Genomic DNA, 26,188 nt, shown 5'->3' on the forward strand with positions numbered 1-26,188 from the left:
ATTGACATCCCCTCATGATGCGCGGGCACGAGCAGTGACCGCCCGTCCGATCACCACACGCATGATTTCGTTGGTACCTTCCAGGATTCGGTGCACCCGCAGATCCCGGACGATCTTCTCCAGCCCGTACTCGGTGAGGTAGCCGTAGCCGCCATGTAACTGCAGCGCCTGGTCGGCCACCTCGTAACAGGCGTCGGTGACGTAGCGCTTGGCCATCGCGCACAGCTCGACTTTGTCAGCGGTATCGGAGTCGAGCGCGGATGCCGCCCGCCACAACATGATCCGCGAAGTCTCCAACGACGTCGCCATATCGGCGAGGGTGAACCGGATGGTGGGTTCGTCGATCAGCGGCCCGCCGAAAGCCTCCCGGTCACACAGGTACCGGGTGGCTTTCTGGTAGGCGGCCCGCGCACCGCCGAGCGAGCACGCGGCGATGTTGATGCGGCCGCCGTTGAGCCCGTTCATCGCGATCCCGAAACCGGTGCCCTCACCCTCCGGGCCGCCGAGCAACGCATCGGCGGGCACCCGGACCTTGTCGAAGACGACCTGTGCGGTGGGTTGCGCGTTCCAGCCCATCTTTGCTTCGTTGGCGCCGAAACCGAGCCCGGGAGTGTCTTTTTCGACAATGAACGCGGAGATACCGCGTGGGCCTTCTGCACCGGTGCGGGCCATCACCACATAGATGTCGGAGACCCCCGCTCCGGAGATGAACTGCTTGACCCCGTCGAGAACCCAGTCGGATCCGTCGCGAACCGCGCGCGTGCGCAGCGCCGAGGCGTCCGAACCCGCACCGGGCTCGGTGAGGCAATAGCTGGCGATCGACTCCATGGTGGCCAGCTGGGGCACCCAGGTCTTTCGCTGCTCCGGTGTGCCGTAGCTGTCGATCATCCAGGCGCACATGTTGTGGATCGAGATGAACGACGCGACCGTCGGGTCGGCGGCGGCGAGTTCCTCGAAGATCCGCGCCGCGTCGAGCCGACGCAGCCCGCTGCCGCCGACCTCCTCCGAGCAGTAGATCGCGGCGATCCCGAGCTCGGCGGACGCACGCAGTACGTCGACGGGGAAGTGTTTGTCCGCATCCCAGTCAAGGGCATGCGGCGCAAGGCGTTTGGCGGCGAACGCAGCCGCCGTGTCGACGATGACGCGCTCGTCGTCATCCAACTCGAACAGGGACATCGGACTACTTCAGCTCAGTTCATTGTCGGGATGACGAACTCGGCGCCATCCTTGATGCCCGACGGCCAGCGCTCGGTGACGGTCTTGACCTTGGTGTAGAACTGGATCGACGCGGGGCCGTGCTGGTTGAGATCGCCGAAGCCGGAACGCTTCCAGCCGCCGAAGGTGTGGTAAGCCACCGGCACCGGGATCGGGACGTTGACGCCCACCATGCCGACCTGGACGCGGGACACGAAGTCACGGGCGGCGTCGCCGTCACGGGTGAAGATCGCCACGCCGTTGCCGTACTCGTGCTTCGACGGCAACGCCAGTGCTTCCTCGTAATCGGCAGCGCGCACGATGCACAGCACCGGACCGAAGATCTCGTCGGTGTAGATCGACATGTCGGCGGTGACGTGGTCGAACAGGGTGGGGCCGATGAAGTAGCCCTTCGACAGGTCTTGGTCATCGAAGGTGAGTTCGTCGGTGCTGCGCTCGCGGCCGTCCACCACGAGTTCGGCACCTGCCTCGACGCCCTGACCGATGTAGTCGCGCACGCGTTCCAGTGCCGCGCCCGTGACCAGCGGCCCGTAGTCGGCCTTGGGGTCGAGGCTGTGCCCGACCCGCAGTTGGTTGACCCGCTCGACGAGTCTGTTGCGCAGCCGCTGCGCTGTTTCTTCACCCACCGGGACCGCGACGCTGATCGCCATGCAACGCTCGCCGGCACTGCCGTAGCCGGCGCCGATCAACGCGTCGACGGCCTGGTCGAGGTCCGCGTCGGGCATCACGATCATGTGGTTCTTGGCGCCACCGAAGCACTGGGAGCGTTTCCCGTGGGCGGCGGCGGTGGAGTAGATGTACTGCGCGATATCGGAGGAGCCGACGAAGCCGACGGCTTGGATGTCGGGATGGGTGAGGATGGCGTCGACCGCCTCCTTGTCGCCCTGGACGACCTGGAAGACCCCGGCGGGCAGTCCGGCCTCTCCGAAGAGTTCGGCCAGGCGCACCGGCACCGAGGGGTCGCGCTCGGAAGGCTTGAGGATGAACGCGTTTCCGCATGCCAGTGCTGGACCGGCCTTCCACAGCGGGATCATCGCGGGGAAGTTGAACGGCGTGATGCCGGCGACGACGCCGAGCGGTTGGCGGATGGAGTAGACGTCGATGCCGCCGCCGGCGCCCTCGGTGAACTCACCTTTGAGCAGGTGTGGGATGCCGATGGCAAATTCGATGACCTCGATGCCGCGCTGGATGTCGCCCTTGGAGTCGGGGACGGTCTTGCCGTGTTCGAGACTGAGCAGTTCGGCCAACTCGTCGACGTGCTGGTTGACCAGGTCGATGAACTTCATCATCACCCGGGCCCGCCGCTGGGGATTCCAGGCGGCCCACTCCTTCTGCGCTTCCACGGCCGTGGCCACTGCGGTGTCGACGTCGGCCGCGCTCGCCAGGACGACCTGCGCCTGCACTTCGCCGGTGCTGGGGTTCAACACGTCGGCGGTGCGGCTGGACTGCAGTTCGGTGCGCTTGCCTTCGATGAAGTGGGGGATCCGGGTGGCCGCCGTCGTTGAAGTCATTGGTGCGTTCCTCTCGCCTAGATACTTGGATATCCTAGTAATGCGGGGAGGGCGTTGGCAAGGGTTGCCCGTTTCTCGGAACCCGGTTTTTCAGGGCAGCTTGCGCGCGATCTCGTTGGCGCCCGCAACAACTTGTGCACCAGCGTGTTCGAGGTTCTCGGCGGTCAACCGGTGGGTGAGGAAGCTGATGCTCAGCGCGTACCGCGAGGGACCGCCGCCGGCGGTGGGTACGGCGGCGGCCACGCAGGTCAGTTCTTCGGCGGCCTCTTCCCGGTCGACTGCGAAACCCCTCTCCCGGATGTCCTCGATCTCGGCGGCCAGCTGTTTCGTCGACGTGATCGTGTGAGGGGTCAGCGCCGGCAGGCCCGTGGACGCAACGATGTCGCGCCAGACGCTGTCGGGCATGCTCGCCATGAGCGACTTGCCCAGGGCCGACGCATGCCAAGGGTCGGTCTGTCCGACGTCGCTGACCTTCTTCACCGCCCGGCGGCTCTCGACGACTTCGAGAATGACCACGCGGCGTTCCTTGTGCATGGCGAAGTTCACCGTCTCGTTGAACTCGAGCATGAGTCGTTCCATGGTGGCCAGTACTGCGTCGGAGGGCACCTGTCCGGCGAACGCGCGTTGTCCCAGTCGGAAGATCTCCCAGCCGAGACGGTACTGGGCTGCGTTGTAGCGCTCCACATATCCCAGCGCCGCCAGGCTGGTCAGGTAGCGCGACACAGTGGCCTCGTTCAGCTCTGTGCGCCTTGCGATTTCGGTGAGATTGCCGCCTTCGGCTTCTGCAACTGCGCTGAGAATCCGGGCGGTGCGTTCGACGCCGATCAGGTTCGTGCTCTTCTCCGGGCGCGCGTCGGTTTTCACCCAGTGAAGGTTACCAGTACGCAGTGAGGGGCTTCGGCGACGGCGCTGAAATCGGCTTCCTGTTGACACGGCCCGCAACGTCTCCTAGATTTTCATTCAGCGCAGCCAAATATCACTGAATGAAAAATAGGGGACGATCCCCGAAGGAGATGCCATGCCCACCGCCGCCGGCAGCCGTTCATCACAGGTCGACGGAGCCAGCATTCTGGCTTCGCAAGGTCTGCTGTCGGCCGACGACCACACCCTCGCCCCGTCCACGAAGGCATTCGACGACGGCGGGGCATACCGGCTGGAAATCTCAGGTGTGGAACGTCTTTCGACCCTCGAGGTGCTGCTGGACGAGGCGCACAAGCAGGACGTGTTCATCCACCGCATCATCGCGTTCGGTGGCGGGGCGACATTGTTGACCACCGGCGAGCTCGGCGACGTCGCCGAACTGGCCGCAGAGAACGACATCGAGCTGATAGCCGTCCCCGGTCCCCGGACCGGATGGGATCTCGGGCGCCAGGCGCTGAGCACCGAGGGGCAGGCAGGCGGTCGTCGGGTGCGCGGCCTGGACAACGTCCGGTACCTGCTCGACGACTACCTGCGCGTGTTCTCGACCGGCATCCGCGGCGTACTCGTCTGGGACGAGGGAGTTCTCGACATCCTGAACAAGGCGCGCGACGCCGGACACATCCCCGCCGATGCGAAGTTCAAGATCTCGGTGTACGCGGGTCACGCCAACCCGGCATCCATCCAAATCCTGCAGGATCTCGGCGCCGACAGCGTCAACCCCGTGGGCGATCTGAGCCGGCCGATGCTCGCCGCCATCCGTCGTTCGGTGGACATCCCACTCGATGTCTGGGCGGAGACGTTCGAGTCCTTCGGCGGGATGAACCGGTTGTGGGAAGCCGGGGACATCGCGCGGGTGGCAGGGCCGGTGTACTTCAAGATCGAGCCGGGTGAATCCGAGGCGGTCATGTACAACGGCTGGGTCCGGCCGGAATTCCACGAGGAACTCATCCGGCACAAGGTCCGCCACGCCGCGATCCTCAACGAACTGGCCCGCACCAGTGCCCCGGACGTGGCGGTGTCGCCCCGTCCTCGCACGGTCGCCCCCGTCCTCACCAACTGATCACCGATGACCGACCCCGTGACACCGCCTCGGCGCACGGCCATCATCGGCTCGGGGAACATCGGTACCGACCTGATGCACAAGCTACGGCGGTCGGCGCTGCTGGACGTGGCCGTCATGGTCGGAATCGACCCCGAGAGCGACGGTCTCGCCAGAGCCGCCGCGCTGGATGTCGCGGTGACGGCTGCAGGGGTGGACGGTCTCGTCGAGATGCGCGAGTTCGACGACATCGACGTGATCTTCGACGCGACCAGCGCTGCCGCGCATCGCATGAACCACGCCAGGCTCGCACCCACCGACCGGCTGGTCATCGACCTCACTCCCGCTGCCCTCGGGCCCTTTGTCGTGCCTGCGGTCAACCTGGCCGGCCTGGCCGGCGAGCGCAATCTGAACATGGTGACATGTGGCGGTCAGGCCACCATCCCGATCGTCGGGGCGCTCTCGGCGACCGCCCAGGTGTACTACGCCGAGATCGTCGCATCGATCTCCTCGCGTTCGGCGGGTCCCGGGACCCGGGCCAGCATCGACGAGTTCACCAGGACCACGGCACGGGCCATCGAGACAGTAGGAGGCGCGCAACGCGGCAAGGCGATCATCGTGCTCAACCCGGCAGAACCGCCGATGATCATGCGCGACACCGTGGCCGCCCTGGTGTCGGCCGTGGACGAGTCCGTGATCACCGACGCCGTGGTCGCCATGGTCGCCGAGGTCGCACGGTACGTTCCCGGCTACCGACTCAGGCAACAGGTGATGATCTCCCCGGTGCCCCAACAGGATCCGCGACGCAGGCTGGTCGCAGAGATCGGGCGGGACGCCGACCTCTCACAGGTGACGGTCCTCCTCGAGGTGGAAGGAGCCGGTGACTACCTGCCCGCCTACGCCGGCAACCTCGACATCATGACCGCCGCCGCTGTCCGGGTCGCGGAGGTAGCGCAGTGACCGTCGAGATCTACGTCCAGGACGTCACGCTCCGAGACGGCATGCACGCGGTCGGTCACTCGTTCTCCCTGTCCGACACCAAACGCATCGCGCGGGCCCTCGATCTGGCGGGGGTCTCGGCCATCGAGGTCGCCCACGGAGACGGCCTCGCGGGGGGCGGACTCACTTACGGAGCAGGCGCCCACAGCGACACCGAGTGGATCGCCGCAGCCGCGGACGTCATCCGGAATGCCCGTCTGACAACGCTGTTGATCCCCGGCATCGGCACCGTGGACGATCTGCGTGCGGCCGTCGACGTCGGCGTCACCTCGGTGCGGATCGCGACACACTGCACCGAGGCCGATATCGCCCGCCAGCACATCTCCACCGCGCGGGCGCTGGGGCTCGATGTGGCCGGGTTCCTGATGATGGCTCATCTCGCCGGGCCGGACCAGTTGGCAGCACAGGCCAAGATCATGGAAGACGCCGGCGCGCAGTGCGTCTACGTGACCGACTCAGGTGGCCGCCTCACGATGTCCGACATGCGGGACCGGGTGCGGGCATACCGTGCGAACCTTGATCCCGCCACCACGATCGGGGTCCACGCCCATCACAACCTCGCACTCGGAGTGGCCAATTCGATCACCGCGGTGGAAGAGGGGGCCCACCGGGTCGATGCGTCCCTCACCGGTCTCGGTGCGGGGGCAGGGAACTGTCCTCTGGAGGTTTTTGTCGCGATAGCCGAACTCAACGGCTGGGCGCACGGCTGCGATCTGTTCGGTTTGATGGACGCCGCCGACGATCTCGTCCGACCCCTGCAGCAGCGACCCGTGCGAGTGGACCGGGAGACGCTGACCCTGGGCTACGCCGGCGTGTACTCCAGCTTTCTGCTCCACGCCGAGCGTATCGCCACCGAAGTGGGCATCGGTGCCCGCGAACTGCTGGTCGAAGCCGGCCGCAGGTCGATGGTCGGCGGTCAAGAGGACCTGCTCATCGATCTCGCGCTCGATATGAGGAGGTGAATATTCCTTTCGCCTATGTGCTCCCGGACGGTTGCCGAGCACGTGGACACGCAGTTCCCCCCGCGAACACCACAATCCATGAGAGATGAACGACTATGGAGAATGTCACTCAATCCTTACCACCACAACGGCCGGTAGCCACTGCGTCGTCGGCATCGCCGCCCGCCACCACGCCTGGCGGCGGGCGGCGAAACCACGGGCTCAAAGCCAACACCCTGGGCGTCCCCAGCATCTTCTTCTACATCATCGCCGCGGCATCCCCGCTGACGGTCGTTGTCGCGCTGTTCCCCATCATCATCGGCGCCGGCAACGGAATCGGGATGCCCGGCGCGTTCGTGATCGCCGCGGTGGTGTTGATGATCTTCGCAGTCGGCTACGTGGCGATGAGCCGTCACGTCACCAACGCCGGCGCGTTCTACGCCTATGTCACGCTCGGGCTCGGGCGGATCCCCGGGCTCGGGTCGGCCTCGCTGGCGATCTTCGCCTACAACGCCATCCAGGCCGGTCTGTACGGTGGTTTCGGTTACTACGCAGCTGAATTGCTCAATCCTGCTCTCGGGCTGAGCATTCCCTGGTGGGCCTACGCGTTCGTCGGGCTGATCCTCTGTCTGGGTGTCGGCGTGCAGGGGGTGCACTCCGGCGCCAAGGTGCTGGGCGTCTTCCTGACGCTGGAAGTCCTGATGATCACAGTCCTCAGCGTGTTCAGTGTCTTCGGCGACGCGGTGCCGGTATCTGAGTTCTCCTTGGAGCCGTTCAACCCCAGTGTCGTGCTCGGCGGCGCATTCGGAGTCGCGCTGATGTTCGCTCACGCATCGTTCATCGGTTTCGAAGGGTCGGCCATCTACGGCGAAGAAGCCCACGATCCGGCGCGGACCATTCCTCGCGCCACCTACCTCTCGATCGCCTTCATGGGGATCCTGTATGCGGTGTCAGGCTGGTTGATCATGAATGCGCTCGGGTTGGACAACGTGGTCGCGATCGCCACCGACACCGGCGGCAACTTCATCTTCGTCGCCAGCGACACGATCATCGGGCACAACATCTCCCTGCTGTTCCAACTCCTGATCGTCACAGCGACTTTCGCGGCCATCGTGACCTTCCACAACAACGTCTCGCGGTACCTGTTCTCGCTCGGCCGTCAGACATTGGTGTGGCAACCGCTGGGATGGACGTTGCCGGGGCGTCAGACGCCGTGGGTGGCCTCCATCGTCCAGAGCGGCACCGTCGGAATCGTCATCGCCGCGTTCGCGATCGCCGGCCAGGACCCCTTTGCGACGCTGTTCACCTGGGCGACCGGGATCGGGACCATCGCCGTGATCTTCTCGCAACTGGTGGCGGGGATCGCGATCTTCGTGTTCTTCCGCCGGTCCGAGGTCGACAAACGGCGGTGGAACACCGTCGTCGCGCCGATTCTGGCGATCATCGGACTGGGTTCCTTCTTCGTCCTGACGTTGACCAGCCTCGACGTTCTGCTGGGTGTGCAGGGCGCCACGGCGGTGCTCATGCTCTCGCTGGTCTTCCTGGCGTTGCTGGCGGGCATGGGGTACGGCCTGTACCTGCGGTTCTTCGCGCCGGCGAAGTACGCGCTCGTGGGCAAAGCGCTCAACGAGCGGGAATTGGAAGAGCCGGCGCCCGAAGCGGTGTGAGCCCGGCAACGCTGGAAGTCCTGCGCGCATGCCGACCGTTAGGTACGTTTGTACGTACCGATACGTACAAACGTTCCTAAACGGAAGGTGGCAGATGGCCTCCGCCCCCCGGCGCGCACGTCGTCATGACCCGAACAGAAAGGAGCTCATCGTGGAGTCGGCACTCACTGTCCTCGCGCGCGACGGCGTCGCCGGCATCACCCATCGTGCGATTGGACAAGCGGCCGACGTCCCTCTCGGTTCCATCACGTACCACTTCGCGACGCTGGACGACATCGTCAAGCTGGCGTTCCAGACCCACGTCGAGAAGCTCGCGACGCGCTTCGAGGAGCGGCTGGCCGCGTGCGATCCACAGCAGGACCTCATCGAGTGCATCGTGTTGGCGATCACCGAGGATCTCGCCGCCAACCCCAACGAACTGGCCGTGACCTACGAACTGTACGGCGACGCGGTACGCAGGGACGACAACAAGCGCATCACCCAGGCGTGGATGGAGCGCGCCGAAGATGCCCTGGCCCAGCATTTCGACCGCCAGACCGCACGTCTGCTCGACGTTGTGATCGAAGGCCTGATGGTGCACATGTCCATTGCTCAACAACCGATTTCGCACGACGCTGTGCGCGCACTCCTGACCACGGCTGCCAATGCCGGCACCGCGGCCACCTGAACACCCCTGTCACAACAACGAACGGAGTCGACATGACCTTTCACAGCAAGATGTTCATCGACGGCGGCTGGACCGATTCCTCCGACGGGGCCGTGGACCAAGTCCCCGCGCCTGCGAGCGGGGAGACGTTCGCCGAGATCGCACACGGCACCGTCGCCGACGTCGACAGGGCGGTGGCGGCCGCCGACGCAGCGTTCCCGGGCTGGGCGAGAACGCCTGTCGGCGAACGGGCGCGGGCGTTCCTGAAGCTCGCCGACCGCGTCGAGGACGACCAGCGCACGCTCGCCGAGATCGAATCCCGCAACGTCGGCAAGCCGATCGCCTTGGCGCTCGAAGAGATGGAGATGATCGCCGATCATCTGCGCTTCTTCGCCGGCGGGGCCCGAACGATGGAAGGCCGGGCGGCCACCGAGTTCGTCCGGGGCAAGACGAGCATCCTGCGTCGGGACCCGTTGGGCGTCGTCGGTTCGGTAGCCCCGTGGAACTATCCGCTGCTGATGGCGATCTGGAAGATCTCACCGGCGCTGCTCACCGGGAACACCCTGGTTCTCAAACCCTCCGAGCACACCCCGTTCTCGGTTCTGCGGCTGGCCGAGCTCGCGCAAGATCTGTTCCCCGCCGGGGTGTTCAACGTCGTCACCGGTGACGGCAGCGACGTCGGCGCCAGGCTCGTGTCCCATCCGACCGTGCGGATGTCCTCACTGACCGGTTCGGTGGACACCGGGCGGGCGTTGATGCGCGCCTCCGCCGACTCCAACCTCAAGAGGCTGCATCTGGAACTGGGCGGCAAGGCTCCCGTGGTGGTGTTCGACGACGCCGACGTCTCGCTGGCGGTGGCCAAGATCATGGAGGGCGCATTCTGCAACTCCGGCCAGGACTGTATGGCGGCTTCGCGGCTCTATGTCCATGACTCGGTACACGACGACCTGGTGTCCGGCCTCGAGAAGGCGGTCAAAGAACTTGACCTCGGAGACATCGCCGACGAGAACACCTCCATGGGACCGGTGATCACGGCCGCCCATCGAGACCGTGTCGAGGGCTTCGTGGCCCGCGCCAAGGCGACCGGACACACCGAGCTGATCCAGGGAGACAATCCCGGTACCGGCTTCTACACAGCGCCGACCGTAGTCGTCGGAGCGCGGCAGGGCGACGAGATCGTCCGTACCGAGGTATTCGGTCCGGTCACGTCCGTCACCAGGTTCGGCGACACCGACGACGTCATCGCACTCGCCAATGACACCGAATACGGGCTGGCCGCATCGGTTTTCACCAAGGACCTGACACGCGCCATGACGGCCTCCAGTGAACTCCAGTTCGGTACGGTGTGGATCAACGACCATCTGCCCGTGACCCCCGAGATGCCGCATGGCGGGTTCAAACAGTCAGGCAACGGCAAGGACATGTCGGTGTACGCGCTCGAGGAGTACAGCGAGATCAAGCACGTGATGATCAACCGCGAGAGCGCCTGACATGACGGTCAGCGCGATCAACATGTTCCGCCTGCGACCCGGGGTGAGCCCGGAAGAGTTCGAGAGATTCTCTGCTGAGCTCGACCGACCCACGTGCCTGGGTTTCGACGTCGTGGTCGGCTTCGAGGTCTTCCTGACCGAACGGACCGACAGCAGCAGCTTCGATGTCGTCGAGGTCATGACGGTGACATCCTGGCCGGAATGGGAGAAGGTGCGCGACGAGGCACCTGAACTCGAGGCCGTCGTCCGACGGTTCGACCAGTTGGTCGAACCGGGCAGCGTCTCGACCCTGTTTGCCCGCAAATCACCACTCTCCCAGGAGATCTAGATGCCATCTACTCCCGCCACGGTCACGGACTACGACGCCGTCGTGATCGGCGCAGGCCACAACGGCCTGGTGACCGCGAATTATCTGGCACGCGCCGGACGGCGGGTGCTGATCCTCGAGGCCAGACCCGTCGTCGGGGGCGCCTGCGTCACCGAGGAACTGATCCCGGGTTCGAAGTGGTCGTCGTGTGCCTTCATCGCCGGCTTGCTGCGGCCCGAGATCATCGAAGAACTGGAACTCCGCCGGTTCGGACTGGACCTCTACCAGGGTGATGCGTTGTCATTCAGCCTGTTCCGCGACGGCACGTCCTTCACGATGTGGAAGGAGACCGACCGCACGCTGCGCGAGATCGAGAAGATCAACAAGAAGGACGCGAGCGCGTTCCTCGACTTCGGGGTACGCCTCCAGCGATTCGCCGGTCTGGTAACACCGTATCTGCTCGCGTCGCCACCGGAGCGTTCCGAAGTCTTCGCCGCATTCGAAGCCGCCGGTGAACAGACGTTGTTCGACGAGTTCACGTTGCTCTCCGTCCGCGACCTCCTGGACCGCTATTTCGAGGACGAACGGCTCAAGAGCATGCTCACCTTCTTCGGCATGGTGTCCATCTTCGGCGGGCCCTCCACACCGGGAACGGCCTACACCTACGGCCACCACTCCTGGGGTGAGTTCAACGGCAATTTCGGACAGTTCGGCCTCGCCCGTGGCGGTATGGGGGCGATCAGCGAGGCCCTCGCTGCCGGTGCGCGGCACCACGGCGCCGTCATCCGTACGTCGGCACCCGTCGACAAGGTGATCGTCGAGCGGGGCACCGCCACCGGGGTGCGCCTGGAGGACGGCACGGTGGTCACCGCCCGGCAGGTGTTCTCCAATGCCGACCCCAAGCGGTCCATGCTGCGACTGGTCGAACCCGGGGTGCTGCCGGCGGGGCTGGTCCGCGACGTCGAGAACATCGACACCCGGGGATCGATGGCCAGGATCCACCTCCTTGTCGACGAACTGCCGCAGTATCTTCCGTTTTCCGATGCCACCCCCGGACCGCAGCACCACGGGCATCAACTCCTGGGGCCCAGCAGGGAGGCGTTCGAGGAGGCCGCCGAAGCGCAGCGGCGCGGCACCTTCCCCAGCACCTTCGTCATCGAAGCCGTCACCCAGTCGGTGACGGACGACTCGCTGGCCCCTGCGGGCCTGCACACGATGACGCTCGGCATCCAGCAGCTGCCCTCGGAACTGACCGGGACAACCTGGGCGGCCGAAAAGGAGAAGTGGGCCGACCTGGTTCTGGAGGACCTCTTCAGCTACGCCCCGAACCTTCGTGACCACATCCTCGCCCGGGTGATCATCACGCCCGACGACCTGGACAACGAGTACCTGATCACGGACGGCAACATCTTTCACGGCAGCATGATGCTCGATCAGCTGTTCGGGGCCCGGCCGATCCCCGAGCTCGCGAACTACCGTACCCCGGTGCGCAACTACTACCTGTGCGGCTCCGGTACGCACCCCGGTGGCGGGGTCATGGGGGCCAACGGACACAATGCCGCCAAGGTCGCGCTCGCCGATCTGGCGGGTCTCGCGACGTCGGTGCGCGCCGCCGGTGCGCCGGCGGTCCACCGCGCACGGCCGTGGCAGCAGCGGCTGGTGGGGGCTCTGATGTCCAGCAGATCGGGACGGTGGGTGAGCTACAAAGCCGCGCGCCAGCCCGCGCTGCGCAAGATCACCGCCTACGCCGCGCGCGTTCGGTGACGACCCACCAGCAACGGGCATCGGCGTCACCCGGTTTGAGAAGCGCCAAATGGTTTGCCGGTAACGATGTTCCCGGCTTCGTCCACCGCTCTGCCATGAGGGCTTCGGGATTCTCCCGCATGGCGTTCGAGGGACGGCCCATCGTCGGCATCTGCAATTCATGGTCCGAAGTCGTCAACTGCAACATGCATTTTCGCGGCCTGGCGGACTCGGTGCGCCGCGGGGTGCTGGCGGCAGGCGGATTCCCGCTGGAGTTTCCGACCATCTCCCTCGGTGAGCAGTTGATGAAACCCACCACCATGCTGTTCCGCAACCTGATGGCGATGGACGTCGAGGAGTCCATCCGCGCCTACCCCTTCGACTCGGTGGTCCTGCTGGGCGGGTGTGACAAGACGGTCCCCGCGCAGCTGATGGGAGCGGCCAGCGCCGACGTCCCGGCAATCGTGCTGACCGGGGGACCGGCGGCGCCCGCCGTATTCGACGGCAAGCAACTCGGGGTGGGCACGGACCTGTGGGAGTACATCGACGACGTCCGGGCCGGCCGGATGTCGATGGCCGACTACGAGCGACTTGAAGCGGCCGCAGGGCCGTCCCGCGGGCACTGTCCGGAGATGGGCACCGCCTCGACGATGGCCACCCTGGTCGAGGGGCTCGGCATGACTCTGCCCGGCACGGCGGCGATACCGGCGATGGACTCGCGCCGGATGCAGGCCGCAGAGGAATGTGGGGCACGGGCCGTGGGTCTGGCGCTCGAAGGGCTGCGTCCCTCACATGTGCTGACGGCGGAGGCCTTCGACAACGCCATCACCCTGATGCTCGCCGTCGGCGGATCCACCAACGCGGTCGTGCACCTGCTGGCGATCGCCGGCCGGGTGGGAGTTCCCCTGTCCCTGGACCGGTTTCACGAGATCTCAGCCCGTACCCCGCTTGTGGTGAACGTGCGGCCCGCCGGTCAGCACCTCGTCGAACAGGTCTTTCACGCCGGGGGTATCCCGGCGGTCATGAAAGCGATCGAACCGCTGCTGCACATCGACGCCCCGACCGTCACGGGAAAGACCGTCTCCGAGAACCTGCCCGCCGCAGCCGCCGCGGACACCTCGGTCATCGCCCCGCTGAGCGCGCCGTTCCAGCCCACACAGGGTCTTGCGGTGGTGCGCGGCAATCTCGCGCCCCTGGGCGCGGTGATCAAATGCAGTGCGGCCACCCCCGAACTCCTGGTGCACCGCGGTCCGGCAGTGGTGTTCGAGAACATGGACGATCTGCTGGCACGCTTCGATGACCCCGACCTCGAGGTGACACCGGACTCCGTCCTCGTGCTCCGTTCCGCCGGGCCCCAGGGGGCTCCCGGGATGCCCGAATGGGGTCAACTGCCGATTCCGACCAAACTGCTCAAGGCGGGGGTGACCGACATGGTCCGCATCTCCGACGCCCGGATGAGCGGAACCGCCTATGGCACCTGTGTTCTGCACGTCAGCCCGGAATCGGCTGCGGGAGGTCCGTTGGGGCTGGTTCGCGACGGTGACGTCGTCGCTCTCGACGCGTTGGCCGGCAAACTCGACGTCTTGGTGTCGGCAACCGAACTCGAGGCGCGGCGCGCAGTGCCGGACCGCCCATCACCGAAACGGCCCATCCGCGGTTACGCCGCGTTGTACGTCGATCGAGTCCTGCAGGCAGACCAGGGGTGCGACTTCGACTTTCTCACCGGACGGTCACAGAACCCGGCAGATGAACCCGACGCCGTCTTCGACGGCTGGGTCGGCGGTTGGTGAACCGTCGGCGTCCTAGGGCCGGGTCCAGGTGGGGAGCAGCCCGCCGGCCTGCACCTGCGCGAGAGTCGGTGCGGCGCGGTCACGTTCGGACATGATCAGCTGGGCATCGGTCAGCGGCCATGCGATGTCCAACGCCGGGTCCAGCGCGTTGACGGTGTGTTCGCGGGCGGGGTCGTAGCCTGCCGAGCACAGGTACATCACCGTCGAATCGTCCTCGAGCGCCACGAAGCCGTGTCCCAGTCCCTCGGCGAGATACACCGACCTCCGCGAGGTGTCGTCCAGCGTCACCGCATCCCACTGCCCGAACGTCGGTGACCCCGAACGGATGTCGACCGCAACGTCGAAGATGGCACCGCGGACGCACGTCACGTACTTGGCCTGGCCGGGCGGTACCTGCGCGAAGTGCAGACCGCGCAGGACGCCGGCACGCGACACCGAGCAGTTCGCCTGCCGCAGGTCGAACCGGTGCCCGGCGAACGCGGTGAAGCCGGCATCGGTGAACCACTCGAAGAAGTCACCCCGAGAATCCGAGTGGATCTCAGGTGTGATCTCCCAGGCGCCCGGGACGGCCAGCTCGCGTGCGGTCACGATTCACGCTCCTCGTATCTGGCCTCCGCCAGGTCCTTCATCGGAGCCCACCATGATCGGTGATCGCGATACCAGTCGATGGTCTCGCGCAGCCCGGCCTCGAAGTCGAGGTGTGCGGGTCGCCAGCCCAACTCGTCGCGCAGCGGTGACGGATCGATCGCGTATCTCAGGTCGTGTCCGGCCCGGTCGGCGACGTGGTCGAAGTCGTCGGCGGGGCGGTCCATCAGCCGCAGGATCGTGCGCAGCACCGTCAGGTTGTCCCGTTCACCGTCCGCGCCGATGAGGTAGGTGCGCCCGGGCTCGCCGTCAGCGAGGATGCGCCACACCGCGCTGTTGTGGTCGTCGACGTGAATCCAGTCGCGCACGTTGGCGCCACGGCCGTAGAGCCGTGGACGCCGACCGGTCAGCACGTTGGTGATCTGGCGGGGGATGAACTTCTCGACGTGCTGGTACGGCCCGTAGTTGTTCGAGCAGTTGGATATCGTCGCCGCCACCCGGTACGAGCGCACCCACGCCCGGACCAGCATGTCGGCGGCCGCCTTGGTCGCCGAGTACGGGCTGGAGGGGTTGTACGGGGTGGACTCGGTGAACCGCAAAGGGTCGTCGAGCGCCAAATCCCCGTACACCTCGTCCGTGGAGACGTGGTGCAGGCGAACGTCGTGGTGGCGCACCGCTTCCAGCACCGAGAACGTGCCGAGGACATTCGAGCGGACAAACGGCTCCGGGTCCGCCAGCGCATTGTCGACGTGGGTCTCGGCGGCGAAATGTACGACGGCATCGGACTCGGCGACGAGCTTGTCGACCAGGTCGGTGTCGGTGACATCACCCTGCACCAACCGGATGTCGCGCTCGACCGGGGCCAGCGACTCCCGGGAGCCGGCATAGGTCATGGCATCGACGACGGTCACCGCGACATCGGGGCGGTCGCGGAGCGTGGCGTGCACGAAGTTCGCGCCGATGAAGCCGGCGCCGCCGGTCACCAGCAGCCGCATGGGTCAGACCTTAGTCTCGATCCACCGATATTCGGACAGACCCCAAGCGAAGTGGACCAAGGGAGACGCGACATGCCAGAGCGCGTAGTTGTCATAACCGGCGCGTCATCCGGAATCGGAGCACGCACGGCACGCGAAGCCCACGACAGGGGATATCACGTCGTCCTCACCGCAAGATCTGCAGACAAGCTCGAATCACTCGCCGCCGACCTGCGCGGGCCCAACCCGGCGTGTGCGGTCCCAGGCGATACCTCCCGATGGGCCGACGTGGCGAGACTGCGCGACACGGCATTGAGCGCGTTCGGACGTATCGATGCAGTCTTCGCCAATGCGGGTCAGTGGATACCGACGTCCTTCCTCAACCCCACCACCGAGCCGGACGATTGGCGAAACATGGTGCTCGCGAACGTTCTCGGGCCGGCGCTGATCGCCCGGGCCTTCGTTCCCCACCTGGTGGTCACCAAGGGCCATCTGGTTTTCACCGGCTCGGTCGCCGGCCGGATAGTGGTACCTGGCCAGCTGTATCCGGCGACCAAGTGGGCGATCACCGGTATGGCCCAGTCGATTCGCGCCGAGATTGCACATACCGGTGTGAAGACGACCGTCATCCAGCCCGGCCTCGTCGACACAGGCACCGCGGCCGCAGACCGATCACACGAACCGATGCTCGACCCCGGCGCCATCGCGAATGCGTTCTTCTACGCGATCGACCAGCCCGGCGATGTCGACGTCAACGAGATCGTGATCAGACCTGCCGGCCAACGTCCCGACCGTTGAGTGCCGCAAGGCCAAGCGGGATTGAGGCTCAGCCCGGCAGCCCCAGCGGCCCCGCCAGCTCCTCGAGTGTCGACAGCAGTTCGTCGGATCCGCCCAGGACCTGGATGGCGACGTGGTCGGCGCCGGCGGCGTGGTGCTCGAGCAACCGGGCGGCGATGTCGTCGGGAGAACCGTGGGCGACGACCGCGTCGATGAACCGGTCGGTGCCGGGCTTGACCAGGTCCTCGTCGGTGAACCCCAGCCGCTTCCAGTTGTTCAGGTAGTTGGACAGATCGAGGTAGAAGCTCACGGTCTCCCGCCCGATCGTGCGGGCCGCCTCGGCGTCGTCGGTCAGCACCACCTTGTGTTCTGGTGCTAGAAGTACCGTGGGGCCGAGCAGTTCGCGTGACCGACCGGTGTGTACCGGTGTGGTCAGGTACGGGTGCGCACCTGCACTGCGCTGCGCCGCGAGCTGCAGGACCTTCGGCCCGAGCGCCGCGATCACCATCCGGCTTGTCGGCACCTTCGCGGCGTCCAGAGCATCCAGATAGGAGACCAGCGCCTCATAGGGCTTGCGGTACTCCTGGGTGTGCTCGGGGTGCCCGACGCCGACCCCGAGGACGAATCTGCCGGGGAAGGCCTTCTCGATGCGGTGGTAGGACTCGGCGACTTCGCTCGCTTTGGCGGTCCAGATGTTCACGATCCCGGTGGCCACCTGCAGGTGCTGTGTCTTTTCCAGGATCGGCTCCACGAATGCCAGGTCGGCGGCGGGAGACGCGCCCACCCAGACCGTCCCGTATCCGAGCTTCTCGATCTCGACGGCCTGCTCCGGGGTGACCGGTGCGCCGGTCCACACTCCGAAACGGCCCAGGGCCGGCTTGAGCGACACACCCTCTGTTGCGTTCATGTCTGCCCCCTTCGGTTCGGTTTGTCGGGTACCAGCTTGGCAGGTGGCGGCTGAAGGTGGTCAGGCACCGGTCGCAACGTCGTCGGCCGCGAGCGCGGGAGCCGGTGCGTGCAACGGAAGGCAGACGACGAATTTGGTGTTCCCGGGCCGGGATTCCACCGACAGGTTGCCGTGGTGCTTTTCGACCACGATGCGCCACGCCAGATCGAGGCCGAGGCCGGTGCCCTCGCCGAACGGTTTGGTGGTGAAGAACGGGGTGAAGATCCGCTCGATGATGTCCTCGGGGATGCCGGGGCCGTCGTCGGCGATCTCGACCCGGATGGTGCTCTCGCTCTCGCGCATGGTGCGGATCGTCAAGGTGCCGCGCCCGTCCATCGCCTGGATCGCGTTGTCGACGATGTTGGTCCACACCTGGTTGAGATCACCCGGGTAGCACCCCAGCTCGGGCAGCGACTTGTCGTACTCCTTGACGAGCTTGACGGGGGTGTCCTTGCCGATCTTGCCGCCGAACATCATCAACGTGCTGTGCAGCAGCTCGTGGATGTCGGCGGTCTGGTACTCGGCGCGGTCCATCTGCGAGTACTGCTTGGCGCCGGCCAGCAGCGCGGAGATCCGCTTGCTGGCCTCGGCGATCTGGTTCATCAACAACTCGTTGTCGATCGTGTACTTCAGCCAGCCGATCGCGCCCGGAAGCGTCGCCGAGCAATCGACGTCCGCGATCGACGCCTCGACGCGCTCCAGCCAGTCCACGTCCAGGCCTGCCTCGACGAACGTGGGTGCGTAGTCCCAGGCCGCGGCGATGCCGTGGTCGTCGAGCCAGTCTCCGATCTGGTCCTCCCGATCGGAGGTCTCCAGCGCCGTGAGCTCCTGCGACTTCGACTTGGCCACCTGTTCGGCGACCTCGTCCTGGATGCTGACCAGCACTTTCAGCGCGGCCGGGGTGAACTCCCCGTCGGCGAGCATCGCGAGCTTGTGGCGCATCTTTCCGACGCCCTCGCGTAGGTCGGCGACCGCGCGTGCGGTGGCGCCGGCGGGATTGTTGAGCTGGTGGGTCAGGCCTGCCGACAGCTGACCCAGAGCCAGCAGCTTCTCCCGCTGGCCGAGGATCTGGCGCTGCCGCAACCCGCCGACCATGTGGCCTTCCAGCAGATGCACCGCCATCGGGAACTCACGGTGCATGAACTCGGCGAATGCGTGCGCGTCCAGAACGAAGAACCGCGACGGCCGGGTCACCCGCACCGTCGCCTGGTAGACGTGTTCCTCACCGGGGATGTAGGCCGACCAGGCCCCGCAGTACACCCCGCGCTGGGAGGTCCGGTTGGTCTCGATGTCGACCCCGCCCGAGCGTTTCGACATCACCAGTTCGCCGTCGATCAGCACGTAGAAACAGGTCGCCGGCTCTCCCTCGATGTGAATCGGACCAGGCTGGAAGGTCGCGATGTGGCCGTTGTCGCACAACGTCTGTAGCTGTTCGTAGGTCAGCGCCTCGAACAGGAACAACGTGCGCAGCTCGTCGGGTAGACACTTCTCGCCCATGGTGGTTCCTTCCAGCCTTAGCTTTGTGAAACGCGTATCGCCGGGTGCGGATTCCACCCACAGGGTGTCGCAGTCGGCCATCGGGTCGGTCCCGCTACGTCTCGGCGAGATAGCGGTGCACCAGCATGACCGCCATCGACCCTTCGCCGACCGCAGCGGCGACGCGCTTGGCCGACTCGGCGCGCACATCGCCTGCCACGAACACCCCGGGCACGCTGGATTCGAGGTGGTGCGGCGGCCTCTCCAGCGTCCAGCCGCTGATGTCACGCAGATCGGGGCCGGACAGGATGAACCCGTGGTCGTCGCGCACCACCACGCCGTCGAGCCACTCGGTGCGGGGTTCGGCGCCGATGAAGATGAACATCCGCCCGCAGCGGAATTCCTCGCGGACCCCGGTCCGGGTGTTCTCCAGGCAGATGCCCTCCAGGTGGCCGTCGCCCTTGGCTGCGTGCACCACGGTGTGCGGCAGCTCCTTGATGTTGTCCCGCGCCCTGATCTGCTGGATCAGGTAGTGCGACATCGAGTCCTCGAGGGTGCGCCTGCTGACGATCGTCACCGATTTCGCGGTACGCGACAGATACATCGCGGCCTGCCCTGCTGAGTTGGCACCGCCGATGACGTAGACCTCGTCGCCGTCGCAGTCGGCTGCCACCGACGTCGTCGCGCCGTAGTAGACGCCGGCCCCCGTCAGGCCGGCACAGCCGTCGGCGGCCAGCTGCCGGTATTCCACGCCCATCGCCAGGATCACCGCTCGGGTGCCGATCGACCGGCCGTCGGACAGGTGCACGGTGCGGGCGACTCCGTCGATCTCCAGACCCGTGACCTCGGCCGCGGTGATCAGCTCGGCCTCGAACTTCTCGGCCTGCCTGCGGGCGCGTTCGGCGAGCTGTGAGCCGGACAGGCCGTCCGGGAAGCCGAGGTAGTTCTCGATGCGGGAGCTCTGCCCGGCCTGACCGCCGGTGGCGGTGCGTTCGATGAGCACGGTCTTGAGGCCCTCCGAGGCGCCGTAGACCGCCGCCGCCAGGCCTGCCGGCCCGCCGCCGATCACCACCAGGTCGTAGAAGTCGCCGGCCGGGGTGGTGGTCAGACCCAGTGTCGCCGCCAGCTCCGAGTCGGTGGGATCGATGAGCGTCTCACCCTGTTCGGTGATCACCACCGGAAGCGTCATGCCGTCCTGGCCGGCCGCCTCCAGCAACCGGGCGCCCTTCGGTTCGTCCGAGCGGAACCATGTGTAGAACAACCGGTTTCGGGCCAGGAACTCGCGCACCTCGGAGGAACGCGCATTCCACGGGTGACCGATGATCTTGGTGTGCGGGATCGCCCGGTCGCCGCTGGCCCGCCACGCCTCGATCAGCGCGTCGATCACCGGGTACAGCTTCTCCTGCGGGGGGTCCCAGGGCTTAAGCAGGTAGTGGTCGAGATCGACGACGTTGATGGCGTCGATCGCAGCGTGGGTGTCGGCGTAGGCGGTGAGCAGCACCCGCCTGGCGGCCGGGAAGATGTCCATCGCCGCTTCGAGGAACTCGATGCCGCTCATCTGCGGCATCCGGTAGTCGGCGACGAAGACCGCCACCGTCTCCCCGCGCAGCTTCAGCTCGTTGAGTGTCTCCAGCGCGTCGGGACCCGATTCGGCGCGCACGATGCGGTAGTTCTCGCCGTAGTGACGGCGAAGGTCGCGGGCGACGGCACGCGACACCGCGGGGTCGTCGTCGACGGTCAAGATCACGGGTTTTCTTGGGGCACTGCCGGGGCCGGTCATCGCGCTCAATTATGCGCCCGGTGTCCAGTCGATAACCGTGTCAAGGGTCGTCGGACCTCCCGCAGGGCGACGTTGGGCCCGAAGATCAGAGGTGACTCGCTGTGACAAAGGCCTCCTGCGGGCGAAGTGGCCCGTCGCTACCGTCGAAAGCGTGATCAACCGCCTTCCCGGCTCGGCAGCGCTGCGCAACGCCATTCGGCCGCTGACCCGGACCGGCAGCTACTACGCCAGGTCGTGGAGCGACTACCTCGGCGACGAGCCGCAACAGGTTCCGATCGCCCGGCCCACCATCGCGCTCACCGCAGAGGCGCTGCGCGACGAGGTGGTGTTGCTCGGCCTGCGCGCGCGCCGGCCGGTGAGCGATCCGCAGGCCTTCGAGCGGATTCACGACGAGGTGCGCCGGGCCCTGGACTTCTACGGCAGTCGGGGGTGGCTGAGCGAGCCCGCGGGATTCTTCGCCGCGCCGGGGCCGCTGACCGATGTGACGGTCCGGCCGGTGCGGCGCCGCAACCGGTTGTACTCCCGGTTGCGCTGGGACAGCGACTACCGGCCGAGGTCCGGCGAGCCCGGCGCGAGCCGCTGGCTCGGGTACCAGGCGACCTCCCACGGCTACGGCCTGATGTTGCGTCACAGTGAGCCGCGACCGTGGCTGGTGTGCATCCACGGTACTGAAATGGGCCGGGCCGCAATCGATTTGGCTGTGTTCCGAGCGTGGCATCTGCATCAGGAGCTGGGACTCAACGTCGTGCTTCCGGTGCTGCCCATGCACGGTCCGCGGGCGAAAGGCCTGCCGAAGGGTGCTGTGTTCCCCGGCGAGGATGTGCTGGACGACATCCACGCGACCGCACACGCTGTGTGGGACATCCGAAGTCTGCTGTCGTGGATCCGGCAGCAGCAGCCCGAGGCCCCCATCGGCTTGTACGGCCTGTCGCTGGGTGGGTTCATCACCGCGTTGGTCGCCAGCCTCGACGAAGACCTGGTCTGCGCGATCCTCGGAGTGCCCGTTGCCGATCTGATCGCCCTGCTCAGTCGCCACTCCGGTCTCGGTGATGACGACCCACGGCGGGAGACGATGGCACTCGCCGAGCCGCTGGGCCGGATGATCTCGCCGCTGTCGCTGACCCCACTGGTGCCGCCCGCCGGACGGTTCATCTACGCAGGGCTCGCCGATCAGGTGGTCCATCCGCGCGAACAGGTCAACCGACTGTGGGAACACTGGGGCCAGCCCGACATCGAGTGGTATCGGGGCGGCCACGCCGGATTCTTCCAAGCTCGGCCGGTGCAGCGCTTCGTCACCGACGCCCTGTTGCAGTCCGGTCTGGTGTCGGGACTGGGCGGGCGAGATACCCGTGGAACTGGCAGCATGACGGGATGACGGGATGACCATGCGGTTGTGACAACCTGATCGGAAGCGAGTGGCAGTGGCCTTCTTTCAGATCGTCGCAGCTGACATCGACGGCACGCTGACGTCGAGAGGTGAGTTGTCCGACCAGGTGTTGGACGCGATGGACCGGGCCCGAAGCAACGGGATCCTGATCGTGCTGGTGACCGGCCGGATCGGCAGCGAGCTGATGTCGGAGTTCCCGCGGATCGTCGACCACGCCGACGCCCTGGTGCTCGAGAACGGCGCCGTGGCGGTGCTCAACGGTGAGGTGCTCAGGCTGGCACCACCGGTCGACGTGGTGCTCGACGGCGCGTTGGCGGCCCGCGGCGTCGCCTTCCGGCGCGGCGAGGTGTTGATCGCCACCGACGGTGAGCACGCCACCGCCGTGGTCGAGGCGATCGGGCAGCTGGGTCTGGACTGCCAGATCATCCGCAACCGCGACGCGGTGATGGTGCTGCCCGCCGAGGTGACCAAGGGCAGCGGTCTGCGCCGGTTGTTGTCGCGGATGAACCGCTCACCGCACAACGTCATCGCGGTCGGCGATGCCGAGAACGACGTGTCGATGCTGCTTGTCGCCGAGCTCGGGGTCGCGGTGGCGAATGCGATCCCGTCGGTCGTCGCCCACGCCGACGAGGTTCTGCAACTGTCCGACGGGGCGGGAGTCGCCGGTCTGCTGACCGGCCCGCTGCTCAGTGGGGCACGACGTTACTGTCCGATCCGTCGGTGGATCGACATCGGTAGCTTCGGCGACAAGACACCGACCAAAGTGCCGGGAAGTCAGGGCCGAATCGTGGTGACCGGGCCGTCGGGTTCCGGCAAGAGCCACGTGATCGGTCTCATGGCCGAGCGCTGGATCCTCGCCGGATACAGCGTGCTCGTCGTCGATCCCGAGGGAGACCACTCTCAGCTCAAGGAACTCGACAACGTCGTGCTGGTCGACAGCAGGCACTACCTGCCCGAGCCCGGCGAACTGGTGGAAATGCTCCATCCGAGCACCAGCATGATCGTCGACCTGTCCGCGCTCGAGGCCACGGACAAGGGCGACTACGTCCATCGGCTCCGGTTCGCGGCCGAGGCGCACCGGGAAGCGCACGGTTTCCCGCACTGGGTGATCTACGACGAAGCCCACCTCCTCGGCCCGCAGGAAGAAGCGAGATGGGTGCGCCGTGGCGGATATGTGCTGTCGTCGTACGTGCACGCGGAACTGCCGGCCGACGAAGTGAGTGACAGCGATGTGATCCTCGAGATGGGGCCTGACCGGTGGGCGTCGATCCGGGTGGCAGGCGGTGAACCCAAACCGTTCACCCCGGATCGGCGGCGCACGCTGCACATCCGTCACCGGCACAAGTACGCCCAGGTCGCGCTGCCGAAAGAACGCCGGTTCTACTTCCGCTCGGCAGGCGGTCAGTCGCTCCCGCCGGCCGCCACCATGCCCGAATTCCGCGCCGCCGTCAGTCGGCTGGATCCCGAAGCCCTGGAGTTCCACCTCGAACGGGGGGACTTCGCTCGCTGGCTCGACCGCATCGTCTCCGACAAGGATCTGGCCGCGGAGGTGGCGTCGTGGGAGGACGAACTCGCTGCCCACCGGGCCGCCGAGGTCGAACGCATCCGCCACCGGATTGTCAGGGCAGTCGACGAGCGCTATTCGTGAGGTGCCGGTGGCCGACTCCGGTCACTGCCGGGCGACGATGACCGGCACGCGGGCCGCCTGCACCACGGCGGAACTGACCGAACCCAGCAGGGCGCTTGCGACGGCGCCGTAGCCGTGACTGCCGACCACCACCAACTGGGCCGATTCGGAGCGCTCGACCAGTCGCCGTGCCGGCTGATCCTGGACGACCTCGGCGCGCACGGTCACGTCCGGGAAGCGCTGCCGCCATTCGCCCAGCTGGCCGGTGAATTCGCGTTCGACGTCCGGACGCACGTCGTCCCAGTCGATGCCCGGCAGCTCGAAAGCGCCCGGCGACCACCACGCACGCAGCGCAACGAGTTCCACGCCACGCAGGGCGGCCTCCTCGAAGGCGATCGTGGTGGCCGATTCGGCGGCGGGCGACCCGTCGGTCCCCAGCAGGACCGGCGACTGCGCGCCGAGGGCCGGGTTCTCGTCATGGATCACCGCCACCGGGCAATGCCCGCGGTGCACCAGGCCGGTGCTGACCGATCCGAGCACGGTTCGCGCCAGTGCTCCCCGGCCGCGGCTGCCCACCACGACCATCCGCGCTTGTTGTGATCTCTCGACCAGTGCCGTCGTCGCTGACGCCACCGCGAACTCGGTCGAGATCGGCACCCGCCCGCCGGTGACGACGCGGGCAGTGCGTTCGGCGTCCTCGAGGACCTGCCGTCCCATCTGCTGCTGCAGATCCAGCAGTCCGGCGGGCGCCGGCACGGCCGACCAGCTGCCGACGCTCGGGGTCAGCGCATACAGGATGGTCAGCGGACAGTCCCGCAACACCGCTTCGGCTGCCGCCCATTCGAGTGCCGGACCCGACGCCGCCGACTCGTCGACCCCGACGACGATGTCCGAAGATTCCGGCGATGTCGCATCTGTCACGAAAGATCCTCCTGCTCGTTGTCGGGGCCCGCCGCGGGTGACCGGTTGAGCATCGTCGCCAGGTCGATGCCGGAGGCTTTGAGCGCCTCGACGATCTTGGCCACCGCCACCGGGCTGACGCCGAGCAGACCACCGATTGCGTCCTGGGCGTCGGACGCACCGCCGATGATCGACAGTCGTTCGATCTCCGCCAGCGGCATCGCCGCGGCCTCGGTGGCTTTGACCATCGAGGCAAGCACGTCGGGCAGCATCAGCAGTTGTGCGGCCTCCGGGGAGTAGCTGTTGAGCGCCACGGCGATCTCGGTCTTGCCAGCCGCCTCGGCCACCAACTGGGCTTTCATGCCGTCGGCCTCGGCCTGACGCTCGACGCGCAGCGCGTCGGCGGCCGCCTTGCGGGCGTCGGCCTCGGCTTGGCCGGCCTGGCGGGCTGCCTCCGCCTTGGCCTCGGCGGCCAGGATCGCCGATTGCCGCTCGCCCTCGGCGCGGGCGATGTCGGCTTGACGCTGCGCTTCGGCAGGCGCGATGACGTCGGCCTCCAGTGCGGCAGTGGCCTGTTCGCTGCGGCGCTGCTCGACCTCGATGCGGGCCTGCACCCGAGCGGCCTCGGCCTGCTCGGTGGCGATACCGACGTCCTTCTGGGCGCGGGCGTTCGCCAGCGGACCAGCCTGGTCGGCCTCGGCGTTCTCGGCTTCGGTCTGGGCGCGCAGCCGGGCAAGTTCGACGTCGCGGCGCTGGTTCGCCGTCGCGATCGCAGTGTCGGCCTCGGCCTGCGCAACCGAACCCGCTTGGCGGGCCTTGGCCGACTGGATCTGGGCGTCGCGTTCGGCCTCGGCCGTGCCGACGGCCGCGTCGCGTTTCACCTCGGCGATCCGACGCTGGCCCAGCGACTTGAGGTAGTCGTTGGCGTCGGAGATCCCGGCGATCTTGAGGACGTCGACCTCCATGCCGATGCGGGCCAGGTCGGCTCCGGCCTCTTCCACGACGCTGCGGGCCAGGGTGTCGCGGTTGGAGTTGAGGTCCTCGACGGTCATGGTGGCGGTGATGCCGCGCAGGCTGCCGGCCAGGATCTCGTTGATCTGGCGCGCCAACTCGTTGAGGTCGGAGGTGAGGAAGCGCTGCACGGCCGTCTGCACGGCCTCCTCCGATGAACCGATGCGCACCAGTCCCACTGCCTCGACATTGACCGGGACGCCGTTGTTGGACAACGCGTTCTGCAGGTTGATGCTGACGTTGAACGGCTCCAGGCTCATGATGTCGACCCGCTCGATGCCGGGCACCCGGAACCTGGCCCCGCCACGGACCACCTTCGGGGTGCCGCGGCCCGTGAACACTGCGACCTCGTTGGGCGGCACCTTGATGTAGTTCTTGACGTAGACGATCGGCAACGCGACGAACAGCAGAAATGCCGCGATTGCCGCGACGATGATGATCATCAGAACGGACACG

At 66.7% G+C, this 26,188-nt stretch carries 22 protein-coding genes; 12 read left to right on the forward strand and 10 right to left on the reverse strand.

Going from position 1 to position 26,188, the window contains the following annotated elements; all coding sequences use genetic code 11:
* Window positions 1-12: 12 nt before the first annotated feature.
* The 3 genes from G6N53_RS10480 to G6N53_RS10490 form a co-directional block, all read right to left on the reverse strand.
* On the reverse strand, window positions 13-1,176 hold the full coding sequence (locus tag G6N53_RS10480; RefSeq protein ID WP_163888404.1) for an acyl-CoA dehydrogenase family protein: 1,164 nt from the start codon (window positions 1,174-1,176) through the stop codon (window positions 13-15).
* 14 nt (window positions 1,177-1,190) lie between these two features.
* The gene (locus tag G6N53_RS10485; protein WP_163888405.1) at window positions 1,191-2,726 is read right to left on the reverse strand and encodes a CoA-acylating methylmalonate-semialdehyde dehydrogenase; all 1,536 of its coding nucleotides are present in this window, start codon (window positions 2,724-2,726) and stop codon (window positions 1,191-1,193) included.
* Between the two features lie 90 nt (window positions 2,727-2,816).
* Window positions 2,817-3,590 (reverse strand): IclR family transcriptional regulator, encoded by a 774-nt coding sequence (locus G6N53_RS10490; protein WP_163888406.1) that lies wholly within the window; start codon window positions 3,588-3,590, stop codon window positions 2,817-2,819.
* Window positions 3,591-3,744: 154 nt separating this feature from the next.
* Here G6N53_RS10490 and G6N53_RS10495 point away from each other — a divergent pair, with 154 nt between their 5' ends.
* From G6N53_RS10495 to G6N53_RS10535, 9 genes are all read left to right on the forward strand, one after another.
* Entirely contained in the window at window positions 3,745-4,707 is a 963-nt protein-coding gene (locus tag G6N53_RS10495; protein ID WP_163888407.1) for a hypothetical protein, read from the forward strand.
* A 6-nt stretch (window positions 4,708-4,713) separates the two neighbouring features.
* Complete coding sequence (locus G6N53_RS10500) at window positions 4,714-5,646, forward strand: acetaldehyde dehydrogenase (acetylating) (RefSeq protein ID WP_163888408.1); 933 nt, start codon at window positions 4,714-4,716, stop codon at window positions 5,644-5,646.
* Window positions 5,643-6,647 carry a 4-hydroxy-2-oxovalerate aldolase gene (gene dmpG, locus G6N53_RS10505; RefSeq protein ID WP_163888409.1) on the forward strand — a complete coding sequence of 335 codons (1,005 nt, stop codon included), beginning with the start codon at window positions 5,643-5,645 and terminating at the stop codon, window positions 6,645-6,647. The genes G6N53_RS10500 and dmpG overlap by 4 nt, the downstream gene beginning before the upstream one ends.
* Before the next feature lie 95 nt (window positions 6,648-6,742).
* The gene (locus G6N53_RS10510; protein ID WP_163888410.1) at window positions 6,743-8,293 is read left to right on the forward strand and encodes an APC family permease; all 1,551 of its coding nucleotides are present in this window, start codon (window positions 6,743-6,745) and stop codon (window positions 8,291-8,293) included.
* 151 nt (window positions 8,294-8,444) lie between these two features.
* Window positions 8,445-8,960 carry a TetR/AcrR family transcriptional regulator gene (locus tag G6N53_RS10515; RefSeq protein WP_163888411.1) on the forward strand — a complete coding sequence of 172 codons (516 nt, stop codon included), beginning with the start codon at window positions 8,445-8,447 and terminating at the stop codon, window positions 8,958-8,960.
* 32 nt (window positions 8,961-8,992) lie between these two features.
* A complete protein-coding gene (locus G6N53_RS10520; protein ID WP_163888412.1) occupies window positions 8,993-10,429 on the forward strand; it encodes an aminobutyraldehyde dehydrogenase in 1,437 nt (478 codons plus the stop codon).
* Between the two features lies 1 nt (window position 10,430).
* The gene (locus tag G6N53_RS10525; protein WP_163888413.1) at window positions 10,431-10,757 is read left to right on the forward strand and encodes a RedY/HapK family protein; all 327 of its coding nucleotides are present in this window, start codon (window positions 10,431-10,433) and stop codon (window positions 10,755-10,757) included.
* Complete coding sequence (locus G6N53_RS10530) at window positions 10,758-12,500, forward strand: phytoene desaturase family protein (protein WP_163888414.1); 1,743 nt, start codon at window positions 10,758-10,760, stop codon at window positions 12,498-12,500.
* The gene (locus G6N53_RS10535; RefSeq protein ID WP_237166479.1) at window positions 12,497-14,269 is read left to right on the forward strand and encodes a dihydroxy-acid dehydratase; all 1,773 of its coding nucleotides are present in this window, start codon (window positions 12,497-12,499) and stop codon (window positions 14,267-14,269) included. Before G6N53_RS10530 ends, G6N53_RS10535 begins: the two co-directional genes overlap by 4 nt.
* Before the next feature lie 12 nt (window positions 14,270-14,281).
* On the opposite strand, the gene rfbC is transcribed toward G6N53_RS10535, so the two are convergent.
* Window positions 14,282-14,857, reverse strand: coding sequence for a dTDP-4-dehydrorhamnose 3,5-epimerase (gene rfbC / locus G6N53_RS10540; protein ID WP_163888415.1), 576 nt, complete (start codon window positions 14,855-14,857; stop codon window positions 14,282-14,284).
* Window positions 14,854-15,849 carry a dTDP-glucose 4,6-dehydratase gene (gene rfbB / locus G6N53_RS10545; protein ID WP_163888416.1) on the reverse strand — a complete coding sequence of 332 codons (996 nt, stop codon included), beginning with the start codon at window positions 15,847-15,849 and terminating at the stop codon, window positions 14,854-14,856. Before rfbB ends, rfbC begins: the two co-directional genes overlap by 4 nt.
* A 72-nt stretch (window positions 15,850-15,921) precedes the next feature.
* Between rfbB and G6N53_RS10550 the strand changes: the two genes are divergently transcribed.
* Window positions 15,922-16,626: an SDR family oxidoreductase gene (locus tag G6N53_RS10550; RefSeq protein WP_163888417.1), complete on the forward strand. Its 705-nt coding sequence runs from the start codon at window positions 15,922-15,924 to the stop codon at window positions 16,624-16,626.
* A gap of 28 nt (window positions 16,627-16,654) precedes the next feature.
* On the opposite strand, the gene G6N53_RS10555 is transcribed toward G6N53_RS10550, so the two are convergent.
* From G6N53_RS10555 to G6N53_RS10565, 3 genes are all read right to left on the reverse strand, one after another.
* Window positions 16,655-17,512, reverse strand: a complete 858-nt coding sequence (locus tag G6N53_RS10555) for an LLM class F420-dependent oxidoreductase (protein WP_163888418.1) — start codon at window positions 17,510-17,512, stop codon at window positions 16,655-16,657.
* A 60-nt stretch (window positions 17,513-17,572) separates the two neighbouring features.
* Entirely contained in the window at window positions 17,573-19,048 is a 1,476-nt protein-coding gene (locus tag G6N53_RS10560) for an ATP-binding protein (RefSeq protein ID WP_163888419.1), read from the reverse strand.
* 94 nt (window positions 19,049-19,142) lie between these two features.
* Complete coding sequence (locus G6N53_RS10565; RefSeq protein ID WP_163888420.1) at window positions 19,143-20,807, reverse strand: NAD(P)/FAD-dependent oxidoreductase; 1,665 nt, start codon at window positions 20,805-20,807, stop codon at window positions 19,143-19,145.
* Between the two features lie 151 nt (window positions 20,808-20,958).
* Between G6N53_RS10565 and G6N53_RS10570 the strand changes: the two genes are divergently transcribed.
* Together G6N53_RS10570 and G6N53_RS10575 are read left to right on the forward strand one after the other, a co-directional pair.
* A complete protein-coding gene (locus tag G6N53_RS10570) occupies window positions 20,959-22,182 on the forward strand; it encodes an alpha/beta hydrolase family protein (protein ID WP_237166480.1) in 1,224 nt (407 codons plus the stop codon).
* Window positions 22,183-22,228: 46 nt separating this feature from the next.
* Window positions 22,229-23,842, forward strand: a complete 1,614-nt coding sequence (locus tag G6N53_RS10575; RefSeq protein ID WP_163888421.1) for an HAD hydrolase family protein — start codon at window positions 22,229-22,231, stop codon at window positions 23,840-23,842.
* 21 nt (window positions 23,843-23,863) lie between these two features.
* Here the strand turns inward: G6N53_RS10575 and G6N53_RS10580 are convergent, their stop codons facing one another.
* Entirely contained in the window at window positions 23,864-24,742 is an 879-nt protein-coding gene (locus G6N53_RS10580; protein ID WP_163888422.1) for a universal stress protein, read from the reverse strand.
* Window positions 24,739-26,187, reverse strand: coding sequence for a flotillin family protein (locus G6N53_RS10585; protein WP_163888423.1), 1,449 nt, complete (start codon window positions 26,185-26,187; stop codon window positions 24,739-24,741). Before G6N53_RS10585 ends, G6N53_RS10580 begins: the two co-directional genes overlap by 4 nt.
* Window position 26,188 lies beyond the last annotated feature (1 nt).

The organism is Mycolicibacterium hippocampi (genome assembly GCF_010723735.1).
Taxonomy (GTDB): domain Bacteria; phylum Actinomycetota; class Actinomycetes; order Mycobacteriales; family Mycobacteriaceae; genus Mycobacterium; species Mycobacterium hippocampi.

Coding starts and splice junctions, on each gene's coding strand:
- G6N53_RS10480 (WP_163888404.1), bottom strand. CDS start 1,176: ATGTCCCTGTTCGAGTTGGATGACGACGAGCGCGTCATCGTCGACACG.
- G6N53_RS10485 (WP_163888405.1), bottom strand. CDS start 2,726: ATGACTTCAACGACGGCGGCCACCCGGATCCCCCACTTCATCGAAGGC.
- G6N53_RS10495 (WP_163888407.1), top strand. CDS start 3,745: ATGCCCACCGCCGCCGGCAGCCGTTCATCACAGGTCGACGGAGCCAGC.
- G6N53_RS10500 (WP_163888408.1), top strand. CDS start 4,714: ATGACCGACCCCGTGACACCGCCTCGGCGCACGGCCATCATCGGCTCG.
- G6N53_RS10510 (WP_163888410.1), top strand. CDS start 6,743: ATGGAGAATGTCACTCAATCCTTACCACCACAACGGCCGGTAGCCACT.
- G6N53_RS10520 (WP_163888412.1), top strand. CDS start 8,993: ATGACCTTTCACAGCAAGATGTTCATCGACGGCGGCTGGACCGATTCC.
- G6N53_RS10525 (WP_163888413.1), top strand. CDS start 10,431: ATGACGGTCAGCGCGATCAACATGTTCCGCCTGCGACCCGGGGTGAGC.
- G6N53_RS10530 (WP_163888414.1), top strand. CDS start 10,758: ATGCCATCTACTCCCGCCACGGTCACGGACTACGACGCCGTCGTGATC.
- rfbB (WP_163888416.1), bottom strand. CDS start 15,849: ATGCGGCTGCTGGTGACCGGCGGCGCCGGCTTCATCGGCGCGAACTTC.
- G6N53_RS10550 (WP_163888417.1), top strand. CDS start 15,922: ATGCCAGAGCGCGTAGTTGTCATAACCGGCGCGTCATCCGGAATCGGA.
- G6N53_RS10555 (WP_163888418.1), bottom strand. CDS start 17,512: ATGAACGCAACAGAGGGTGTGTCGCTCAAGCCGGCCCTGGGCCGTTTC.
- G6N53_RS10560 (WP_163888419.1), bottom strand. CDS start 19,048: ATGGGCGAGAAGTGTCTACCCGACGAGCTGCGCACGTTGTTCCTGTTC.
- G6N53_RS10565 (WP_163888420.1), bottom strand. CDS start 20,807: ATGACCGGCCCCGGCAGTGCCCCAAGAAAACCCGTGATCTTGACCGTC.